The organism is Nostoc sp. C052 (genome assembly GCF_013393905.1).
Lineage (GTDB): Bacteria > Cyanobacteriota > Cyanobacteriia > Cyanobacteriales > Nostocaceae > Nostoc.
Genome location: NZ_CP040272.1, coordinates 1614809 through 1633669, shown reverse-complemented (window position 1 = coordinate 1633669; position 18861 = coordinate 1614809). Strand labels below are relative to the sequence as shown.

The 18861-nt window shown below is 41.5% G+C and carries 14 protein-coding genes; 8 read left to right on the top strand and 6 right to left on the bottom strand.

Annotation, left to right across the window (positions count from 1 at the left end; genetic code table 11):
* The first annotated feature begins 36 nt into the window (after positions 1-36).
* The 4 genes from FD723_RS06580 (at position 37) to FD723_RS06565 (ending at position 6790) form a co-directional block, all read left to right on the top strand.
* On the top strand, positions 37-1791 hold the full coding sequence (locus FD723_RS06580; protein WP_179064602.1) for a GTPase: 1755 nt from the start codon (positions 37-39) through the stop codon (positions 1789-1791).
* Positions 1792-2040: 249 nt separating this feature from the next.
* The gene (locus tag FD723_RS06575) at positions 2041-3717 is read left to right on the top strand and encodes a DUF1565 domain-containing protein (RefSeq protein WP_179064601.1); all 1677 of its coding nucleotides are present in this window, start codon (positions 2041-2043) and stop codon (positions 3715-3717) included.
* Between the two features lie 383 nt (positions 3718-4100).
* Positions 4101-6212 carry a TIGR00300 family protein gene (locus tag FD723_RS06570; protein ID WP_179064600.1) on the top strand — a complete coding sequence of 704 codons (2112 nt, stop codon included), beginning with the start codon at positions 4101-4103 and terminating at the stop codon, positions 6210-6212.
* A gap of 68 nt (positions 6213-6280) precedes the next feature.
* Positions 6281-6790, top strand: coding sequence for a DUF2085 domain-containing protein (locus FD723_RS06565; protein WP_179064599.1), 510 nt, complete (start codon positions 6281-6283; stop codon positions 6788-6790).
* 86 nt (positions 6791-6876) lie between these two features.
* On the opposite strand, the gene FD723_RS06560 is transcribed toward FD723_RS06565, so the two are convergent.
* The 6 genes from FD723_RS06560 to FD723_RS06535 all read right to left on the bottom strand — a co-directional run bounded on the left by FD723_RS06560 (position 6877) and on the right by FD723_RS06535 (position 13311).
* Complete coding sequence (locus FD723_RS06560) at positions 6877-8463, bottom strand: NAD(P)/FAD-dependent oxidoreductase (protein ID WP_179064598.1); 1587 nt, start codon at positions 8461-8463, stop codon at positions 6877-6879.
* Positions 8464-8521: 58 nt separating this feature from the next.
* Positions 8522-8665, bottom strand: coding sequence for a hypothetical protein (locus FD723_RS06555; protein WP_179064597.1), 144 nt, complete (start codon positions 8663-8665; stop codon positions 8522-8524).
* 13 nt (positions 8666-8678) lie between these two features.
* Complete coding sequence (locus FD723_RS06550; RefSeq protein ID WP_179064596.1) at positions 8679-10433, bottom strand: NAD+ synthase; 1755 nt, start codon at positions 10431-10433, stop codon at positions 8679-8681.
* 97 nt (positions 10434-10530) lie between these two features.
* On the bottom strand, positions 10531-11277 hold the full coding sequence (locus tag FD723_RS06545; protein WP_012411955.1) for an NUDIX domain-containing protein: 747 nt from the start codon (positions 11275-11277) through the stop codon (positions 10531-10533).
* A complete protein-coding gene (locus tag FD723_RS06540; RefSeq protein WP_179064595.1) occupies positions 11238-11837 on the bottom strand; it encodes a nicotinate-nucleotide adenylyltransferase in 600 nt (199 codons plus the stop codon). Before FD723_RS06540 ends, FD723_RS06545 begins: the two co-directional genes overlap by 40 nt.
* Before the next feature lie 58 nt (positions 11838-11895).
* Positions 11896-13311 (bottom strand): nicotinate phosphoribosyltransferase, encoded by a 1416-nt coding sequence (locus FD723_RS06535; RefSeq protein ID WP_179064594.1) that lies wholly within the window; start codon positions 13309-13311, stop codon positions 11896-11898.
* Positions 13312-13763: 452 nt separating this feature from the next.
* On the opposite strand from FD723_RS06535, the gene FD723_RS06530 reads away from it, so the two are divergent.
* The 4 genes from FD723_RS06530 to FD723_RS06515 all read left to right on the top strand — a co-directional run bounded on the left by FD723_RS06530 (position 13764) and on the right by FD723_RS06515 (position 18751).
* Positions 13764-13913 carry a nicotinate phosphoribosyltransferase gene (locus FD723_RS06530; protein ID WP_179064593.1) on the top strand — a complete coding sequence of 50 codons (150 nt, stop codon included), beginning with the start codon at positions 13764-13766 and terminating at the stop codon, positions 13911-13913.
* 793 nt (positions 13914-14706) lie between these two features.
* Positions 14707-15705 (top strand): homogentisate phytyltransferase, encoded by a 999-nt coding sequence (locus tag FD723_RS06525; RefSeq protein WP_179064592.1) that lies wholly within the window; start codon positions 14707-14709, stop codon positions 15703-15705.
* 3 nt (positions 15706-15708) lie between these two features.
* Complete coding sequence (locus FD723_RS06520) at positions 15709-16182, top strand: M48 family metallopeptidase (RefSeq protein WP_179064591.1); 474 nt, start codon at positions 15709-15711, stop codon at positions 16180-16182.
* A 433-nt stretch (positions 16183-16615) separates the two neighbouring features.
* A complete protein-coding gene (locus FD723_RS06515) occupies positions 16616-18751 on the top strand; it encodes a hybrid sensor histidine kinase/response regulator (RefSeq protein WP_256875095.1) in 2136 nt (711 codons plus the stop codon).
* Positions 18752-18861: the final 110 nt, after the last annotated feature.

Here is an 18861-nt window from a genome sequence, read left to right as displayed (position 1 = left end):
AAAGCTAAATATAAAAATAGTTAGGGGCAAATAAAAATGACTCAAGAACAAACCTTTAAGGCTGCTGAAATTGCTACCAAATTCAAAAATATCTGTATCAAGTTTGATAAAATTTTAGCTCAAGCCAATCATCCTGAATTTGTAGCTATTCGTCATAAACTACGTGATGAAGTCAAAGAATATAGTAAAAATGGAATTCTTACGGTAGCTTTTGTTGGTCAATATAACGCGGGTAAATCTACAACTATCTCTGCACTTATAGAACGACGAGATATTAAAATCGATTCTGATATTGCAACTGATGTAACTGCTACCTATGACTGGAATAGTATCAAAGTAATAGATACGCCAGGACTATTTACAGACCGTCAAGACCATGATGAAATTACCTATGAGGCAATTAACAAAGCTGACTTATTAGTTTTCAACCTCACTTATATGCTTTTTGATTCAATCACAATAGAAAATTTCAAGAAGCTAGCTTATGATAAGGGTTATCGCTGGAAAATGATGCTGCTCATCAATAAAATGTCTGATGAAGCAGGAGAGGAAGCACAAAAAATTGCTAATTACCGCAAAAGTTTAGCAGATGCACTTAAGCCCTACAGTCTTGATGAATTTCCAGTCTGCTTTATCGATGCAAAAGATTATTGTGACGGTGTGGATAAAAATGATGATTTTCTCATTGAAATCAGTCGGTTTCAAACTTTTATTGATGCCTTAAATAATTTTGTCGAACGCCGCGCTGCACTTGCTCGTTTTGATACACCAGTACGAATTGTTTTAGCTTCTGTAGATGAAGCCCAATTAAGCTTTACGCGCAATTCTGATCAAGATGCCACTTTTTTAGAAGTACTCACACGATTATCTCGAACAGTGCGTAAGGAAAGAGAACGCTTGCGAACAAAATTTAATAGTATAGGCTTAGAAATGTCCTCTGCGATCGCTAAAGAGGGAATTAAGCTAGCAAATTCTGTAGGAACTACGACTGAGGAAGATTTTGAAACACTGAACAAGCAAATTGCTCTAAATGTGCAAAACCATTATGAGACTGCTATAGAAGAACTTAAAATAGTTGTAGAAAAGGCAGTTGAGGAGATTACCCAAGAAGTTAAAAAAGTGTTGCAGAGCAACCTTGCAAAAACATTTATCACTTGTTTAGAAAATACTCAAAAAGTATCTGCTAAGAATATTGATAATAATATAAGTAGTGAACGGCTGCAAGGTCAAGTTGAGGCACTGCAAAAAATTGGTGATGTGTTAGGAGTCCCTTGGGATAAATTTACTGCTGGTAGAGTTGCTGCTAGTGGTCAAGGTTTTTTAAATGCCTCTAATGTAGCAGGTAGCAATCTCCATCATGTAGTTTATGGTGTAGGAAAATTTATTGGTGTGGATTTCAAACCTTGGCAAGCCGTTGGTATTGCTAAGGATCTGGCTAATTTTACTATAGTTCTTGGGCCAATACTGTCAGTAGTTGGTGCTGGTTTAGATGCCCATTCCATGCAACAAGAAGCAGAAAGACAAGATAAAATGGCTGAAGAACGTCAAAATATTACAAGCCAGTTTGTTGCCATTGCGAAGAATCTTGAAAATCAAATAGAAAATCTGCTTGTAGAAGTAGAATTACAAGTTTACGGCGAGATTGATAAGCAAATTGCAGCCGCACGTCAACAAGAAGAAAGTGCGATCGCTGCTTCTAACACTTGGGTAAAACAACTTACTGGAATTCGTCAAGATTTTGAGTCAATCCTGCTATCTATTACCAAAGCTACAGAAAATACAGTAATTTGAAAAAGCAAGCAAAACACCTAAGTAAGTCAGCAAAAATAAATCAAACTATGTGTTTTGCAATTGACCTTAGATACTCAAACTTCTAACTCCCCACCCTTTTGAATTAATAAAGTACTAGTGAAACCCAAAAGTATCTGCATAAGTTTTTAACTTTGCAGTGAGAAGTACTTTAAGTTACTTAACGCATTAGATGCTACCCACTTTCACGGTTAGCGCTAGGATAGCTATGTATTTTATTAAAGTATAAATATGGCTCAAACTTTTTACGTAAATCCAGCATCAGGAAGCGATACTAACGCTGGTAGTCAACAAGCTCCCTTCAAAACCATTACCCAGGCCCTCAAGGTAGCTACTGTTGATACTAAGATTCAGCTGGCAGATGGTAATTACAATGCTGCTAGCGGTGAAGTGTTTCCGCTAACGGTTCCATCTGGTGTGACAGTGGTGGGAAATGAAACTAACAAAGGTAATGGTATTTTGATTGAAGGAAGTGGTAACTACCTAAGCCGTACTTTTGCTGGTCAGAATGTCACATTTGTGTTGCTGGACAAAGCCGAACTGCGGGGAGTGACTGTAACAAATTTGGCTAGCCGTGGTAGTGGTGTCTGGATTGAATCAACTGCCCCGACTGTTGCTAATAGCACCTTCATCAATAATAAGCGGGAGGGAGTATTTGCTACAGGCGATGCTAATCCAGTTGTTCTAGGTAATGTGTTCAGTGATAATGCAGCTAATGGAATTGCGATCGCTAAAAATTCTAAAGGTCAAATTGAAAATAACACCTACTCGAAAACAGGTTTTGGCATTGCCATTAGTGATACTGCATCACCTATCCTTCGAGATAACAGAATTTATGAAAACCGTTCTGGGATTGTCATCTCTGGTAGCGCTCGTCCCGTATTACGTAATAATGTCAGTGAAAATAACACTGATGATGGTATCACAGTAATTGGAACTGCTCTCCCGGATATCGGTAGTAACAATAATCCAGGGGGTAATACTCTACGCAATAACGGTAAATTTGATTTGCAAAATGCCAGTTCTAACAAGCTGGTTTCTCTAGGAAATAAAATAGATTCGTCTAAAGTCACCGGAAACATAGAGTTTGCAGATAGTCCGGTTCCAACGCCAACGCCAACAACTCAAACCCCAACACCAACAACTCCAACCCCGACAACTCCAACGCCAACCCCGACAACTCCAACCCCAACAACTCCAACAACCCCGACAACTCCAACCCCAACAACTCCAACAACCCCAACAACCCCAACCCCAACAACTCCAACAACCCCGACAACTCCAACCCCAACAACCCCAACCCCAACAACCCCAACTCCAACACCTACAATCGAATTAACTGATATTGCGAATCATTGGGCGGGTGGATTTATTCGGGAATTAGTCAAATTGGGGATAATTAATGGTTTTCCCGATCGCACATTTAAGCCCGATGCAACCATGACACGGGCACAATATGCGGCATTATTGGTAAAAGCTTTCAACCCATCGCCCAATCGTGCAGCAAGCAAATTCAAAGATGTACCAGCAGACTTCTGGGCATCCAAGGTAATACAGCAGGCATATCAAGGTTTATTTCTCTCTGGGTTTCCCGATAATACCTTTGGCCCCAACAAAAACATCCAGCGCGTGCAAGTGATTGTCTCCCTGGTGAATGGATTGGGGCTATCTAGCGATGGTACGGCAACTATCAAAGTTTTCGATGACCAAGCCAAAATTCCTGAATATGCCAAGGATGAGGTAGTAAAAGCTATAGACAAGGAAATTATCGTCAATTACCCAAACCTGAAACAACTTAATCCTACCCGCGATGCTACGCGCGGTGAGGTAGCGGCGATAGTGTATCAAGCTTTGGTGGATGCTGGGCGTGTAGCAGCGATCAACTCGCCTTATATAGTAGCTGCTTGAACTCGGTATTGGTAGTAACTGCTTGAACTCAGTATTGGGGATTAGGAAAGGGACAAGGGTAAAACTTGTCCCCTTCCCAATCCCTTGTCATATAAAGGATAAGGAAGAGGAAAAGAGCGATCGCTACCAATATTTGCTGCTTTTAACGGTGTTTTTACCTGCCCACTTTCCTGGAAACCCAGATTAAATCAGGCTTTATGAATTTTGAATTTTGAATTTTGAATTTTGAATTAGTATTATTACCATCTTCCAGTAATAGAATTGATCACGAAGGCTTTGTAAAGTCTATCAAAAGATAGAAGCTCTAGTAGCAGATTTTACCTGTAGAGAAAGGAAATCTGTATTCAAAGTAAGCTTGTAGCATATAAAACGCTAAGATTTTTATGACTTCCCGGATTCGCTTTTTAATGTGCCCTCCTGACCACTACGATGTGGACTATGTGATTAATCCTTGGATGGAAGGGAATATTCACAAGTCATCGCGCGATCGCGCCGTGGAACAGTGGCAGGGACTACATCAAATCCTCAAACAACACGCCATTGTAGACTTAGTACCACCTGAAAAAGGCTGGCCTGATTTGGTTTTTACTGCCAACGCTGGCTTAGTTCTAGGTGATAATGTCGTTCTCAGCCGCTTTTTGCACAAAGAACGTCAGGGCGAGGAGCCTTTCTTCAAACAATGGTTTGAGGCAAATGGTTATAAAGTCAATGAACTTCCCAAAGATTTACCCTTTGAGGGAGCAGGAGACGCACTGCTGGATCGAGAAGGACGCTGGTTATGGGCGGGATACGGTTTCCGCTCGGAATTAGATTCTCACCCTTATCTAGCTAAATGGCTGGATATTGAGGTGCTATCCCTACGATTAATAGACGAACGTTTCTATCACCTGGATACCTGCTTTTGTCCTTTAACAAATGGCTATTTGCTTTACTATCCCGGTGCTTTTGATTCTTACTCCAACCGCTTAATTGAAATGCGAGTCGCCCCAGAAAAGCGTATCGCCATTGCTGAAGCCGATGCAGTCAACTTCGCTTGTAATACAGTGAATGTGGATAACATCGTCATCATGAACAAGGCGAGTGATGCTTTGAAAACCCGCCTTGCAGATGTAGGTTTCCAAGTGCTGGAAACACCGCTGACGGAATTTCTCAAAGCTGGTGGTGCGGCTAAATGCTTAACTCTCCGGGTGACAGAACCAGTTAGAGATGAAATTCATGCCAATGTCTCGGTAGAAAGCCGCGTCATTCGCATGGAAGGACATTTGCTAGATGCTGGCTTAATTAACCGTGCTTTGGATTTGATTATAGATGCCGGGGGAAGCTTCCAAGTCTTAAATTTCAACTTGGGAGAACAACGACAAAGTACCTCAGCCGCAGAGGTGAAGGTATCAGCACCATCTCATGAGGTGATGGAAGAAATCATCTCAATGTTGATTGATTTGGGTGCTGTAGATTTACCCCATGATGAGCGAGATGCCAAGCTGGAGCCGGTAATCCAAGATGGTGTTGCGCCTGATGATTTCTACGTCAGTACCATTTATCCCACGGAAGTACGCATTAGTGGTCAGTGGGTGAAGGTAGAAAATCAGCGGATGGATGGCGCGATCGCCATTACTCAATCTCCCACAGGTTTAGTTGCTCGGTGTAAAATACTCCGCGATTTAAAAGTAGGCGAGCAGGTAATTGTAGATGTATTAGGTATCCGCACCATCCGCAAAACTGAATCGCGCGAACTCCGCAGCACTCAAGAATTCAGCTTTATGTCGGCGGGGGTTTCCAGCGAACGGCGTGTGGAATTGGTTGTTGAGCAAGTGGCTTGGGAATTACGTAAAATCCGCGATGCTGGTGGTAAAGTAGTTGTCACGGCTGGCCCAGTGGTGATTCACACTGGTGGCGGCGAACACTTGGCGCAACTAATTCGAGAAGGATATGTACAGGCGTTGCTGGGTGGAAATGCGATCGCAGTTCACGACATCGAGCAAAATATCATGGGCACTTCCTTGGGTGTGGACATGAAGCGGGGTATCGCCGTCCGTGGTGGACACCGCCATCACCTGAAGGTAATTAATAGTATCCGCCGTTATGGCAGCATCCCCAAAGCTGTGGAGGCGGGAGCAATTAAAAGTGGCGTGATGTATGAATGTGTCCACAATAATGTACCTTTTGTGCTTGCGGGATCGATTCGGGATGACGGGCCTTTACCTGATACCGTAATGGATTTGATTCAAGCACAGGAAGAATATGCCAAACATTTAGAAGGTGCAGAGATGATTTTGATGTTGTCATCGATGCTGCACTCCATTGGCGTGGGGAATATGACTCCGGCGGGTGTGAAGATGGTGTGTGTAGATATTAATCCAGCTGTGGTGACTAAGTTAAGCGATCGCGGTTCTGTAGAATCGGTGGGTGTGGTGACGGATGTGGGATTATTCCTCAGTCTGTTGATTCAGCAGTTGGATAAGTTGACAAGTCCTTATGTAAATAAGGTAGGTTAAGAAAACGTAGACCTGAAAGGGCTTCCCGTAGGGTACCGCGAAGACGCAAAGGACGCGAAGAAAGGAAGATGATAAGAGTAGCTTTTAGTGAAGAGTTGCAGATTAATTGGGTCAGTTTTATCGCTGATTTCTTGTTGGTAGGAATGGTTTTTGGCCCGCCTATTGCTCCCTTTTTGGCTGCGTCTGGAGTGTCTTTGCTTCCTGGGATTGCGGACATCATTTATTTCATGGGTAATCATGTCTGTCCGCAACCAGATATGGGGTTAGATTTAGCACCACCGTTTATTATGGCTGTGTGTATGCGCTGCTATGGCACTGTCACGGGTTTGCTGATTACTCGTCTGTTGTACGGAATAACTGGTGGTAAGGGATTTTACTGGTTGAGTCAATATGGCTGGAGTGGTGTGGCTTTAGCAAGTGTGCTGATGATGGCTTATCCTTTGGAATTGGCAGCGCAAGTTTTTGGTTTGTGGAATTTTAATAATTATCTGGTTACGCCTTTTGGGTTAATTACGGGTTTGGCGTGGGGATTGTTTACTATGCCAATCTTGCATGAGTGGCGGGGTGCTAAAACTTAATATAAATCATCCTATCTCGCTTTTAAGTTGCGTTAGGGACTCAGATTTTTATCTAACAGTGATTTAAAGAGGGCGATTCTATGTATCTACAACAGCGCCTCTATCAATTGAGCGAAATTGCGGCGATATACCTGTTTGGTGTATTCCTGCCACTTTTTGTCTGACGAGTAGGGCGATCGTTCTAATGTTGCCTGTTGGACGTATGCCATCAATGGGCGACGAAGACATTCATATTTCTCGAAGGCTTTGGCTATAGCTTGCGTATTATCCCAGTTATTTTCCTCGGCAATTTTAGCGATTAGTGTTGCAATGAAGAGTGCATCTTCAAATCCTTGATTAGCTCCTTGACCCATGAAGGGAGGCATTCCATGTGCGGCATCACCAACTAATACGATTCGCCCTAGACTCCAGGCTGGTGGAATTTTTGCTTCAGTATTGGGGTCAGTTGTGTTAGAAACTTGTAGAGAATCTGAAATAGTAGCGCGGTGAATATAGTATGGGCGTTGCTGCATCTTGGCAGGAGGAGATATACTTACTAATTGCTTCAGTGCATCAGGAAAGCTTGCTTTCTCCAACTCCTGCAAAGCTAACTCAATTAAAGAACTTTCAGACTTTTCTTGCAATGAGTCTAAAGGCAAAGCAAGATGTATTATGTACCCTAGTTCACCAGTTGGTCTACGAAATAAAATGATCCTGATGTTATTTATACAAACAGAATTTTCCGATATTTCATCATTAGTAATTGTTACAACTGGTGAGCCTTGAAAGAAATCTGCTTCTAATTTCGTTTCTAGTTCCTTTGTTATCTCAGCTATTTCTCTACACAATATAGCTGCAAACCCAGAGTATTCAGGTCTAGCAAAATTACGGTATTGACTATCTGTATAAAGTATCTTACGAACTGTAGAATTAATCCCGTCTGCTGCAACAATTAGTTTAGCTCTAATCGATTTTGTTACGATTTCTTGGGGGGAAATATCTGAGTTTTGGGGCTGTGTGTCATGATATTTCTGCCCATCTGTCCAAAACGAATAGGGGTTGGTTTCTATCGGTGTATCAGCTACACAATCTATCCGAACACAACCGTTTTCCGGCTCATTCACAACATTAATACAACGGTGATTAGCTTTAACTCGGTCTTGGGGAAGTAGTTGTCTGAGAGTTGTCTGCAAATTGTACCAAGAAATAGACACTCGACCCTCGCCATAATCTTTGAACCAATCATCGAAACTAAGCGAGATTGACCGAATTATCTTTCCCTGTAAATCTTTATAAGCCCATTGGGGTGGAGTCTTTATCGGTTCTTGTTCTTGAGTAGGTTCGACAGTTTTTTGGCTCTTAGACTGCTTGGAATTCAATAAACCAAGTCCAGTTTTTTTGACTTCTTCATAAGCGTTAGGATCTAAATATTTGAGGGCTTGTAATCCATTGGGAAGAAGATCCAATGTTTGTCCAACTTCACGAAAGGCGCGAGTTTGGTCGATGACAAGGATATTTTCAATACCACGCTTACGTAAGCCAATAGCAGTTGCTAACCCAATAGGCCCAGCACCAACTACAACAACATCATAGATTTCTTGAGGAGCAGAAGAGGAGATAACAGAGCCAGCTAATGTATCGGATTCTGTTGATGTGTCTATGTGTGTATGAGGACTTGATTTAGTTTCTAGCATATTTCTACACATGTGGAAAGCTACAGCCATCAAGTTAAGATACCATCACACAAGAATATTAAAGACGGATTATATAGGAATACGGTTTGGTTAAGGTTTTTTGATGGGAATTATAGATCGCTAAGATCCGATAAATCATCACAAAGACACGATAAATTGCCGTCTCTACAAAAGATTGATTATTGTAAAGACGGCGATTCATGGCGTTTCTTGTCTTAACCAAGATTGATTTGCGGATGGGCATCTTGTCCATCCCGATAGACTAAGGTAGGTGTAGCTGTAGTTTTAGCCTGGTAAGCCTTTTTAACGCCAACCCAGTTACTAGCGATTGGCATTCGCCAACCAGTTCCAAAGGCGCGATCGGTGATTTTTAAGCCGGGGGGTGCTTGTCGCCGTTTAAATTCAGCCCGCGCTACCATTTGGATTACTCGATCTACAATCACTGCATCGTGACCGGCTGCGACAATTTGCGCTGCTGATTGGTGGTTGTGAACCAGACGTTGCAAAATATCGTCCAAAACTTCGTAAGGTGGTAGAGAGTCTTGATCCACTTGACCTGGTTTGAGTTCAGCGCTGGGTGGTTTAGTCAAGACGTTTTGCGGGATAATTTCATTATTACGATTTAACCAATGGCAAAGTGAATACACGCGGGTTTTCGGAACATCTGCAATCACTGCTAACCCGCCATTCATATCGCCGTAGAGAGTACAGTAACCAACTGCCATTTCTGACTTGTTACCGGTAGATAAAAGCAGATAGCCAAATTTATTAGCGATCGCCATTAATAAATTACCGCGAATCCGTGATTGGATATTCTCTTCAGCCAGTCCAAACTCAGTACCCGCAAACAATTCACCTAATGTTTGATCGAAGCCTTGCATTAACTCGCCAATTGGTAAAAGATTAGTCTTAATCCCCAAATTATCGGCTAATGCCACAGCATCACTGATGGAATGCTCGGAACTATAAGGGGAAGGCATGAGAACACCGAGGACATTTTCTTTACCAAGTGCAGCCGTGGCGATCGCAGCTACTATTGCAGAGTCAATCCCGCCACTTAAACCCAACACTACTTTAGAAAAGCGACACTTACGAGCGTAATCTCGCACTCCCAAAACTAAAGCTTGCCAAATTTCTTCATCTTCCGATTCATATATTGGTTCTACAGAACCCAACTGCAAATCACGTTGCGCCTCGTCAAATTCCACTACTAATAAATCAGTATCAAAACCACGGGCGCGACACATAATTTCACCTTGACGATTTAAGGCAAAACTACGCCCATCAAAAATTAGATCATCATTTCCTCCGACCTGATTAGCATAAATAAATGGTTGTTGAAAACGTACTGCACTATGCTTGAGCATAGTTTCACGAAACTGCTGCTTGCCGGCCGTGTAGGGTGAAGCAGACAAATTTACAATCAAATCTACACCCAAAATTGCTAAGTCAGCAATTGGATTTGCTGCATAACTCCGTTTGCCCCAAAACTCCTCATCGTTCCATAAATCTTCACAAATGGTTACGCCAATATGGAGATCATCAAGAGTGAAATAATTAGCTTGCAAGCCTTCTTCAAAATAGCGGCGTTCATCAAATACATCGTAAGTAGGTAAAAGTCGCTTGTGAAAAACTTGCTTAATCTGGCCATTCTCTAACAAAGCTATGCTGTTAAATAAACTTTTGCCGCCACTAATATGTGCTTTGATATTCGGTTCAACAGTTCCTACCAACACAGCTAAATTTGGTGGTAAATCTTGAGCCAAGTTTTGTAAAGTAATGCCCATCGCTTCCACAAAACTAGGATTTAGTAATAAATCTCTTGGTGGATAGCCACACAAAGAAAGTTCTGGTGTCAACAACAAACGCGCACCGCTAGATGCTGCTCGTTGTGCCGCCTCCAGGATTTTTTGGGCATTTAAAAGCAAATCACCGATAGTAGGATTAATTTGAGCGATCGCAATCTTCATTTTAGTTAAGAGTTTGGAGTTTGGAGTTTGGAGTTTAAGGTCAAGAGTTAAAATTAATTGCTTTGACTTTGAACCTTAAACTCTACGTAACAGTGCATTAAATAAACACCAAGGGTTTATCTTTTAAGGGAGCAAATGCTTCCGCGTCAAACTTATACAAGCTAGCCGGACGACCAGCACCCCGCGATACCTTAATTCCGGTATCGCATAAAAAACCTAACTTGAGTAGACGCGCCCGAAAATTAGAATAATCGGAAAAATTGTCACCTAAAACTGTGGCGTATAACTGATATAAATCATTCAAGGTGAACATTTCTGGCAAGACTTCAAAAGCCACTGGGCTATACTCTAATTTATTTCGCAACCGCCTATGTCCATAAGCCAGGATTTCATTATGGTCAAAAGCTAGTTGCGGCACTTGTTTTACTGGATACCAAGCTATACCAGTCATGCGATCGGCAATTAATTCGGCTTCTTCAAATCGCACTAGGGCAAAGTAACTAACTGATAGATAACGCACACCATAACTATCAGTTGCTTCCCGTGGATCGCGATTCGGCCCGCCAAATGTATACAGTTGTTCTAAGTAAAGATTATTGACCTTAATTTTCTCTGCCATAATGCGATAGGCAGCATCTTCTAAAGACTCTCCTGGACGCACTAAAGTACCAGGAAGACTCCAATGATTTAAAAATGGTTCTTGCTGTCGCATTACTAGGAGAACTAACAGCCGATTTTGTACAGTATCTACAGAAAAAATTACATTATCAACACCAACCTTGAAATCGGCCAAAGGTTGTTGGTTTAACGGAGTTGGTATCTTTTTTTGTGAACGTCCTGGCATTCGTACAAATGCTCTCGATTAATATAGGCAACTACAGGGGCTATGAGGGCTTGAGAATCTCCATGTTCGCGGTACGCTGTTGAGGAAACATCTAGACCGGTCAGACTAGCGATCGCAATTTTCCCTCCCAGCTTTTGCACTACCTCTGAACTAGATTCATCTATTGCATATCCGGGTCGCGGTACAATCAGTAGTTGCACTTCCTGTAACAAATCTTCAATGCGATACCAACGTGGTAGCTGACTCAGTAAATCTGAACCAATGATCATTGTTAATTCAGCATCCTCACCCCAAATAACCTTCGCTTTTTCGACTGTTTCCAGCGTTCGGAAGCTACTCAATTCTTGTTCCAAAGCAATATTGTGCCTTGGCGCGTCTATATCCGCAATCAACAATCGTAACATTGCCGCCCGATGTTCTAAGGGTGTTTGATGAGACTTAAACGGATTATCCGCCGCCCAAACCGCTACCCAATCATAACGCTCAGACAACCAACTCAGAATTTTTTGATGTCCCGCAGTTGGTGGATCGGCACTAGTACCAAACAAAGCAACTCTCATAATAATTCGTAATTCGTAATTCGTAGTTCGTAATTAAGACATACCGAAAGAGTAATTATTACCTCTGTGTACTTAGCGCCTCTGCGGTTCGTTTCTTAGTTTCCTCCGTTAACTCTTGCAGTGCAGCAGAAATTTCCACTTGCATGGCGACAGGATGATCCAAACGCCGTGTTTCCTGTGGCAAACTGGCAACTGAGGCTGCTGTACGCTGACGAATTGTTGCCAACGACTCCAACGGCTGCACCCGTTCACCTTCTTGCACTACTAACTGCAACAAAGGTTCTTCGTTCAAAGGAATTTCACCTAAGAGTCCCAACCTGTCTGCTTTTACCTTACCTCCCCTAAACGAGCGAAAAATCTGCTTGCGTCCTGGATAAGTAAGCTTACCACTAGACTGCTTCATCACTGGGATGCCATCAATGTCTACAAGTTTATAGACTCCATTTACAGGCGAACCTGTAACTAATCGCGTTCCCAGTCCGTAACCATCAATTTGCGCCCCAGCAGCTTTTAATCTGGCAATTTCCCACTCATCCAAGTCGCCACTGGCAAAAATTGGCACACCGGGAAGGAGCGATCGCACCTGTTTTGATAAGGTAACTAAATCTCCTGAGTCCAATCGCACACCTGTTAATTGCATTTCGCCGGAATTTACTTTTTCGGCCAAGCGCTCGGCAGCAGCAACGGTATCATAAGTATCAATCAGCAACGGCGCACCCGGAAAATATCGATGAAATGCACTAAAGGCTTGTTCTTCAGTGCCTTCTATTGCTGACAACGCCATCACCAGGGCGTGTGCCATCGTACCACTTGGTTGTTGTCCTAGTTGTAGCGCTGCTAACACATTGGAGGTGGAATCTAAACCACCTGCCAAAGCCGCCCGCGCCGCCCACAAAGACCCTTGGGGACTAAATGCTCGTCTTGTGCCAAATTCTAAAAGTGTTGCTGATTCCCCCGCAATATCCCGCAACCGGGCTGCTTTTGTGGCAATCAAAGTCTGGTAATTAATCGTATTTAAAAGGTAAGTTTCCACTAGTTGCGCTTGCCACAGGGGTGCTTCCACCCGCAACAGTGGTTGATTGGCAAACACAGCTGTCCCTTCTGGTACTGCCCAAACATCACCCGTAAACTTTCCCTCAGCTAAAAGTGACCAAAAGCGATCACCTGCGTGAGCGAAAATTCCCGTTGCTTGTAATGCCGCAATTTGCGCCAAACTAAAGCGGATTTTGGCTAAATATTCCAATGCCTGCGTTAGCCCCATTGCAATTAAATAACCAAAACCCTCTGGCAATCGCCTGACAGACAATTCAAAACTTGCCCGCCGTTGTTCTATACCTTCGCCTGTGTAACAAGCTGCCATCGTCAACTGATAAAGATCGGTCAGCAAGCTGTAGTCATCCACAGAAAGGTTCAATTCCTGGTTCTGCTGGCTTTGCTGTTTATGTACATAATTCAAATCTGGCAAAGTTGTCATGCAAGAGCTTCCTTACAAGATGCTTCTTTTATTTATGGTAATATTTACCATAAATAATGTCAACTCCCAGCAAGTATATTTTCTGAGATCGCTGTCAAAAGGCAGGTTCATAGTCAAATTAATACTAACTTCATCAAATACTTAATATTTTTTAATAGTAATAGCTAGCAATAATGTTAATTGGATCGGGCGGCTAATGAAAAGAAACAAGATTTTGTCAGAGAAAGTTTACTTGCCAGCCTCTTACCCCGACTAGGGTTGAAGAAATAACTATGTTACAATTAAAATCGAAGAGAAAAGTTTGGCGTTTTGAGAAGCTAAAGTATTGCGAAGTTGTCTAAATAAACATTGCATAAGTTCTCAATATATTGAGAATTAGAGCCAGCTTTGAATATTAGCATTACAGTATAGGAATCACCATTAAAGTGACTCGAAAAGAGGAGTCAAATATTATGGCTATTTCCAAAATCATTGCTAACATAACCCAGTATATTTCTGAAGCTGCGATGCGGATTTTTGGCCCTACGGATGATGCTTATCCTGTTATTGGGGTACAACCTTTTACAGGTGAGCCTTACGATAAGCGTAAAGATGATAATTAGTAGGTGCTGATACAACATTTAAAAAGTAGTTATGAACAAAAAGATCCCCGACTTCTTTAGGAAGTCGGGACTTCTTCATAACTCTGCATCAAGATATCAAAACATTCTTGACATAATACCTTTCTATGTCCAATTTGAGTTTGGACTAATTGGCATTTAGCAGCAATGAATAGAAGCAAGAAAAAGTTACCCAACTTCTTTTAGAGGCTGAGTTAAGTTGAATCGTTGAAAAAGAAGCAGAAACTAAGCAGCAGTTAGATCAGCGTTCTTAAGTGATTTTTCGGTTTTAGGTTTTTTAGATGCGTGTTTTTTGACAGTGGGATAATGCTTACGCAGACTTGTAAAGCTTTGCAGGGTAGCAGTTTTAGGCTAAAATAATTTAAAAATATAGGCATTAAATTTTAATTAATTTAATTTATTCCATAAAAGAAGCCGAAGAACCAGGATTTCTAATTGATAGAGTATTGATTATCATTGATTTTGAAGCGTTTCTGTTATATCGAACTCAGGTATTAATAAGCTGTTATGCCTCCACATTTGCTTTCTTTCATCGTGAAAGAAGGCACAAGGCAAACAAACACATCCCCGCACTATGCAAGAAGTTGCTTGGATTTTGAGAGCAAATATCTATGTTGCGTAGGCGTAGCTTGCTTAAAGGGGTACGCTCACCGTATGCATCGTAAAAGTACCACAGTCGTACTTACTCATGAAGTGTAGGTCTTTGGCTCTTGTTAATGGCCAAATTCTGTAACAATGATTAACAACTAGCCAGAATACAGTATTTAAGCTACTCATGAGTCAGAGTTCTCAAAACAGCCCTTTACCAGGCAAACCCGTTCAATCATATTTCCAGTGGTTATACGCTTTCTGGAAATTCTCTCGCCCGCACACAATTATTGGTACAAGTCTGAGTGTTTTGGGTTTATATTTAATTGCCGTTGCCATTAGTACAGGCGCGATAAATACACACACGATAAATATAGACGCGATTCATCGCGTCTATACAAGGTATTCCCTACTCCCTTTGTTGGGCGCATGGATTGCTTGTCTGTGTGGCAATGTCTATATTGTGGGGCTGAATCAATTAGAAGATGTGGAAATTGACAAGATTAATAAGCCTCATTTACCCCTAGCATCTGGTGAGTTTTCTCAGCAAACAGGGCAATTGATTGTTGCTTCTACTGGGATTTTGGCGCTAGTTGTGGCGTGGCTAACTGGCCCGTTCTTATTGGGTATGGTGGCCATTAGTTTGGCTATTGGTACTGCTTATTCTTTACCGCCAATTCGCTTGAAACAGTTTCCCGTTTGGGCAGCGCTGTGTATTTTTTCGGTGCGCGGTACGATTGTGAATTTAGGGTTATATCTGCATTATAGTTGGGCGTTGCACCAAAGCCAAACGATTCCGCCTGTGGTGTGGGTGCTGACGTTATTTATTTTGGTGTTTACTTTTGCGATCGCGATCTTTAAAGATATCCCCGATATGGAAGGCGATCGCCTCTACAATATTACTACTTTCACCATCAAACTCGGCTCGCAAGCTGTGTTTAATCTGTCTCTTTGGGTAATAACTGCTTGCTATTTGGGAATAATTCTGGCAGGAGTGCTACGTGTCGCCTCAGTTAACCCCATATTCTTGATAGTTACTCATTTGGGGCTGTTGGGTTGGTTGTGGGTGCGGAGTTTGACGGTAGACTTACAAGATAAAAGTGCGATCGCTCAATTCTACCAATTTATCTGGAAACTCTTTTTTATGGAATATCTGATTTTTCCTATCGCCTGTCTTTTGGCTTAGACAATGCTAGAAACCTTTCCCACTAATTCGATTATCGCTGCTGTTGTAGTTGTTCTCAGTCTGTCAATCCTTGGTTATTTCGCTTGGAAAACTTTGATAACCTCAGACTTGTTTCAAAAAGGCATCAATCTTGCTCAAGCAAAAGATTACCAAGGTGCAGAAGCAGCCTTTCGCAAAGTGATTTCTATCAACTCTACAAATGATGTCGTGCGCTTGTTTTTGGGAGATGTTTTAAACCAGCAAGGACAAGTAGAGGAAGCAACAGAATTATTCCAAGAAGTAATTCGCCGCAGTCCGAAAAATCCTGATGCTTACTTGCGTCTGGCAAACATTCTCATGCAGCAAGAGCGAGAAGAAGAAGCGAAAACTAACCTGATACAAGCTAAAGATTTATTACAAAAACAGCGACAACCTGAAAAAGCCCAAAAAATCACTAAACTGTTAGATAAAATGAGTGTTAAGTCAAGTGAATCTTAAGTTGAATGAGAATTGCGAAGATTAAAATTTCCTGTTCTGTCTCCTAATTTTTTTGCCATTCTCATCATTATGGTGAGAATGGTTTTTATTTGGGAATTTCCTAGTGTCTACCGTAATTATGTTCCAATAGAGGTAAGTTAAAGTTTAACTCTTTATTTAAAGTCATTTTTTTTAACGAACCGCATTCAGATTAATGTCTACCTATTCTATCATTGGGAGCATCTCAACGAAAGCAAATATACCAGGCGATTAGAAATCGCGGCTACGCGGACTCAAAAGATTTGAAACCCACCTGCGTGGGTTTTGTCTGTATAGTCGCGAATTCCATTCGCTAGATCAAACGTGTTTTTACAAAAGTGAGATGCTCCCTTCTCATTCCTATCTTCAGACAGGATATTATTAAATTTTATAGATTCCCAAAAATCAAGCATTTATGCCAAACATAATATCAGAATTGTGGACTAATCTTTTTACATCAGAATCATTTATTCCACATGGACACTGCTATCTATGGCAAACAAATTTAGTTTGGTTACACATATTATCTGACTCGCTTATTGCACTAGCTTATTACTCGATTCCAGCTACACTATTCTACTTTGTCCGTAAGCGAGAGGATTTGCCCTTTGATTGGATTTTTCTGCTATTTATTGCATTTATTGTAGCTTGTGGCACTACTCATTTAATAGATATTTGGACACTTTGGCATCCCATCTATTGGGTTTCGGGGTTTGTGAAAGCAGTAACAGCCATAATATCTTTTATTACAGCAATAAATCTTGTGTATCTAGTTCCCCAAGCATTGGCATTTCCTAGCCCTGCTCAACTAGAACAAGCAAATCAAGAACTTCAAACCCAAATAGCCGAACGCTTACGGGTAGAGAAAGAACTGCGAAAATACCAGAATCATCTAGAAGAAATGGTTGCTGTTCGCACCAATGAAATTACTAAAACTAACGAGCAATTACAACAAGAAATTCTTGAACGCCAACGCATCTTAGAAATTCTCCGACAAAGCGAAGAACGCTATCGTTACTTAGCTGAGGCAATTCCTCAACTTGTATGGACAACTAAACCTAACGGTGAATGTGATTTTTTTAATCAAAATTGGTGCGATTACACAGGACTAACATTAGAGCAATCCTTAGGTTCTGGTTGGTTAGCGGCACTGCATCCAGATGATGTCCAAAGGGCTGATAAGGTGTGGTCTGATGCTGTCAAAAATAGCACTATATATAACAATGAATATCGCTTTAAACGGGCTTCGGATGGTTCCTATCGTTGGCAACTAGCGCGAGGTTTACCACTCAAAGATGAGCAAGGTTTTGTAGTCAAGTGGTTTGGAACATGTACAGATATCCACGAACAAAAACAAATACTTGAAGAACGGGCACACCTGCTGGAATTAGAACAAATCGCACGAGCAAAAGCAGAAACAGCCAACCGAATTAAAGATGAATTTTTAGCCGTCCTTTCTCACGAATTACGCACTCCACTAAACGCAATTCTCGGCTGGTCAAAGTTATTGCAAAGCCGCAGGTTAGACCAAACAAAAATATCGGAAGCACTAGCCACAATTGAACGGAATGCCAACTTACAGGTGCAACTCATTGAAGACTTGCTGGATATTTCCAGAATTTTACAGGGCAAACTGACGCTGAATATTACGAAGATTAACTTAGAATCTACAATATTGTCGGCACTAGAGACAATGCGTTTAGCAGCAGAAACAAAGTTGATTGAGGTGAATACAAAATTTGAACCAGATGTGGGACAAATTATGGGCGACTCGACTCGTTTGCAACAAGTCGTCTGGAATCTCCTTTCTAATGCGATCAAATTTACACCCAGGGGAGGAAAAGTAGAAGTGCGATTAGAGGAAGCTGATGGCTATGCTCAAATAATTGTTAGCGATACAGGTAAGGGAATTAACGCTGACTTTTTGCCTTATGTGTTTGATTACTTCCGCCAAGCAGATAGCACCTCTACAAGAAATTTTGGGGGATTGGGATTAGGATTGGCAATTGTGCGTAATATTATCGAAATGCATGGCGGCATCGTCCAAGCAGATAGTCAAGGTGAGGGTAAAGGGGCAATATTTACTGTTAGCTTGCCGCTTCTGCCAGATGCAATACCAAAGCTAATTGATGAGCAAAATGGCTCGACATTATTAGCTCCTAACTCCTTACCCCTAAGTGATATCCGGGTTTTAGTTGTCGATGATGATACTGATTCACGAGATTTTGTTGCTTTTGTATTAGAGCAAGATGGGGCTTTTGTCATTGCAGTATCTTCGGCTGATGAGGCATTAAAAACCTTAGCAGAGATCAAGCTAGATGTGTTAGTCAGCGATATTAGTATGCCAGATATAGATGGCTATATGTTAATAAATAAAGTGAGAACTTTAACCCCAGAACAAGGTGGACAAATTCCAGCAATTGCCTTGACTGCCTTTGCAAGAAATGATGACCAGCAGAAAGCGTTAAACGCTGGGTTTCAGATGCATGTACCTAAGCCTCTTAATCCAGAAGAATTAATTGCAGCTATTATTAAACTTATGGAAAAATAAAGTTTCAGCAACTTCCTAAAAAACGATTTTTTACTCTTAATAAAGCTCCATCTATTGTGTACAAATAAACAATTATATGAGAGTACACTTGTATCAAGTTAGCCTAATCA

Bases quoted from the DNA above. Each gene is read 5' to 3' on its own strand.
- FD723_RS06575 (WP_179064601.1), top strand. From the start codon at position 2,041: ATGGCTCAAACTTTTTACGTAAATCCAGCATCAGGAAGCGATACTAAC.
- FD723_RS06560 (WP_179064598.1), bottom strand. From the start codon at position 8,463: ATGCTAGAAACTAAATCAAGTCCTCATACACACATAGACACATCAACA.
- FD723_RS06540 (WP_179064595.1), bottom strand. From the start codon at position 11,837: ATGAGAGTTGCTTTGTTTGGTACTAGTGCCGATCCACCAACTGCGGGA.
- FD723_RS06555 (WP_179064597.1), bottom strand. From the start codon at position 8,665: ATGAATCGCCGTCTTTACAATAATCAATCTTTTGTAGAGACGGCAATT.
- FD723_RS06530 (WP_179064593.1), top strand. From the start codon at position 13,764: ATGGCTATTTCCAAAATCATTGCTAACATAACCCAGTATATTTCTGAA.
- FD723_RS06515 (WP_256875095.1), top strand. From the start codon at position 16,616: ATGCCAAACATAATATCAGAATTGTGGACTAATCTTTTTACATCAGAA.
- FD723_RS06535 (WP_179064594.1), bottom strand. From the start codon at position 13,311: ATGACAACTTTGCCAGATTTGAATTATGTACATAAACAGCAAAGCCAG.
- FD723_RS06565 (WP_179064599.1), top strand. From the start codon at position 6,281: ATGATAAGAGTAGCTTTTAGTGAAGAGTTGCAGATTAATTGGGTCAGT.
- FD723_RS06525 (WP_179064592.1), top strand. From the start codon at position 14,707: ATGAGTCAGAGTTCTCAAAACAGCCCTTTACCAGGCAAACCCGTTCAA.
- FD723_RS06570 (WP_179064600.1), top strand. From the start codon at position 4,101: ATGACTTCCCGGATTCGCTTTTTAATGTGCCCTCCTGACCACTACGAT.
- FD723_RS06580 (WP_179064602.1), top strand. From the start codon at position 37: ATGACTCAAGAACAAACCTTTAAGGCTGCTGAAATTGCTACCAAATTC.
- FD723_RS06550 (WP_179064596.1), bottom strand. From the start codon at position 10,433: ATGAAGATTGCGATCGCTCAAATTAATCCTACTATCGGTGATTTGCTT.
- FD723_RS06520 (WP_179064591.1), top strand. From the start codon at position 15,709: ATGCTAGAAACCTTTCCCACTAATTCGATTATCGCTGCTGTTGTAGTT.
- FD723_RS06545 (WP_012411955.1), bottom strand. From the start codon at position 11,277: ATGCCAGGACGTTCACAAAAAAAGATACCAACTCCGTTAAACCAACAA.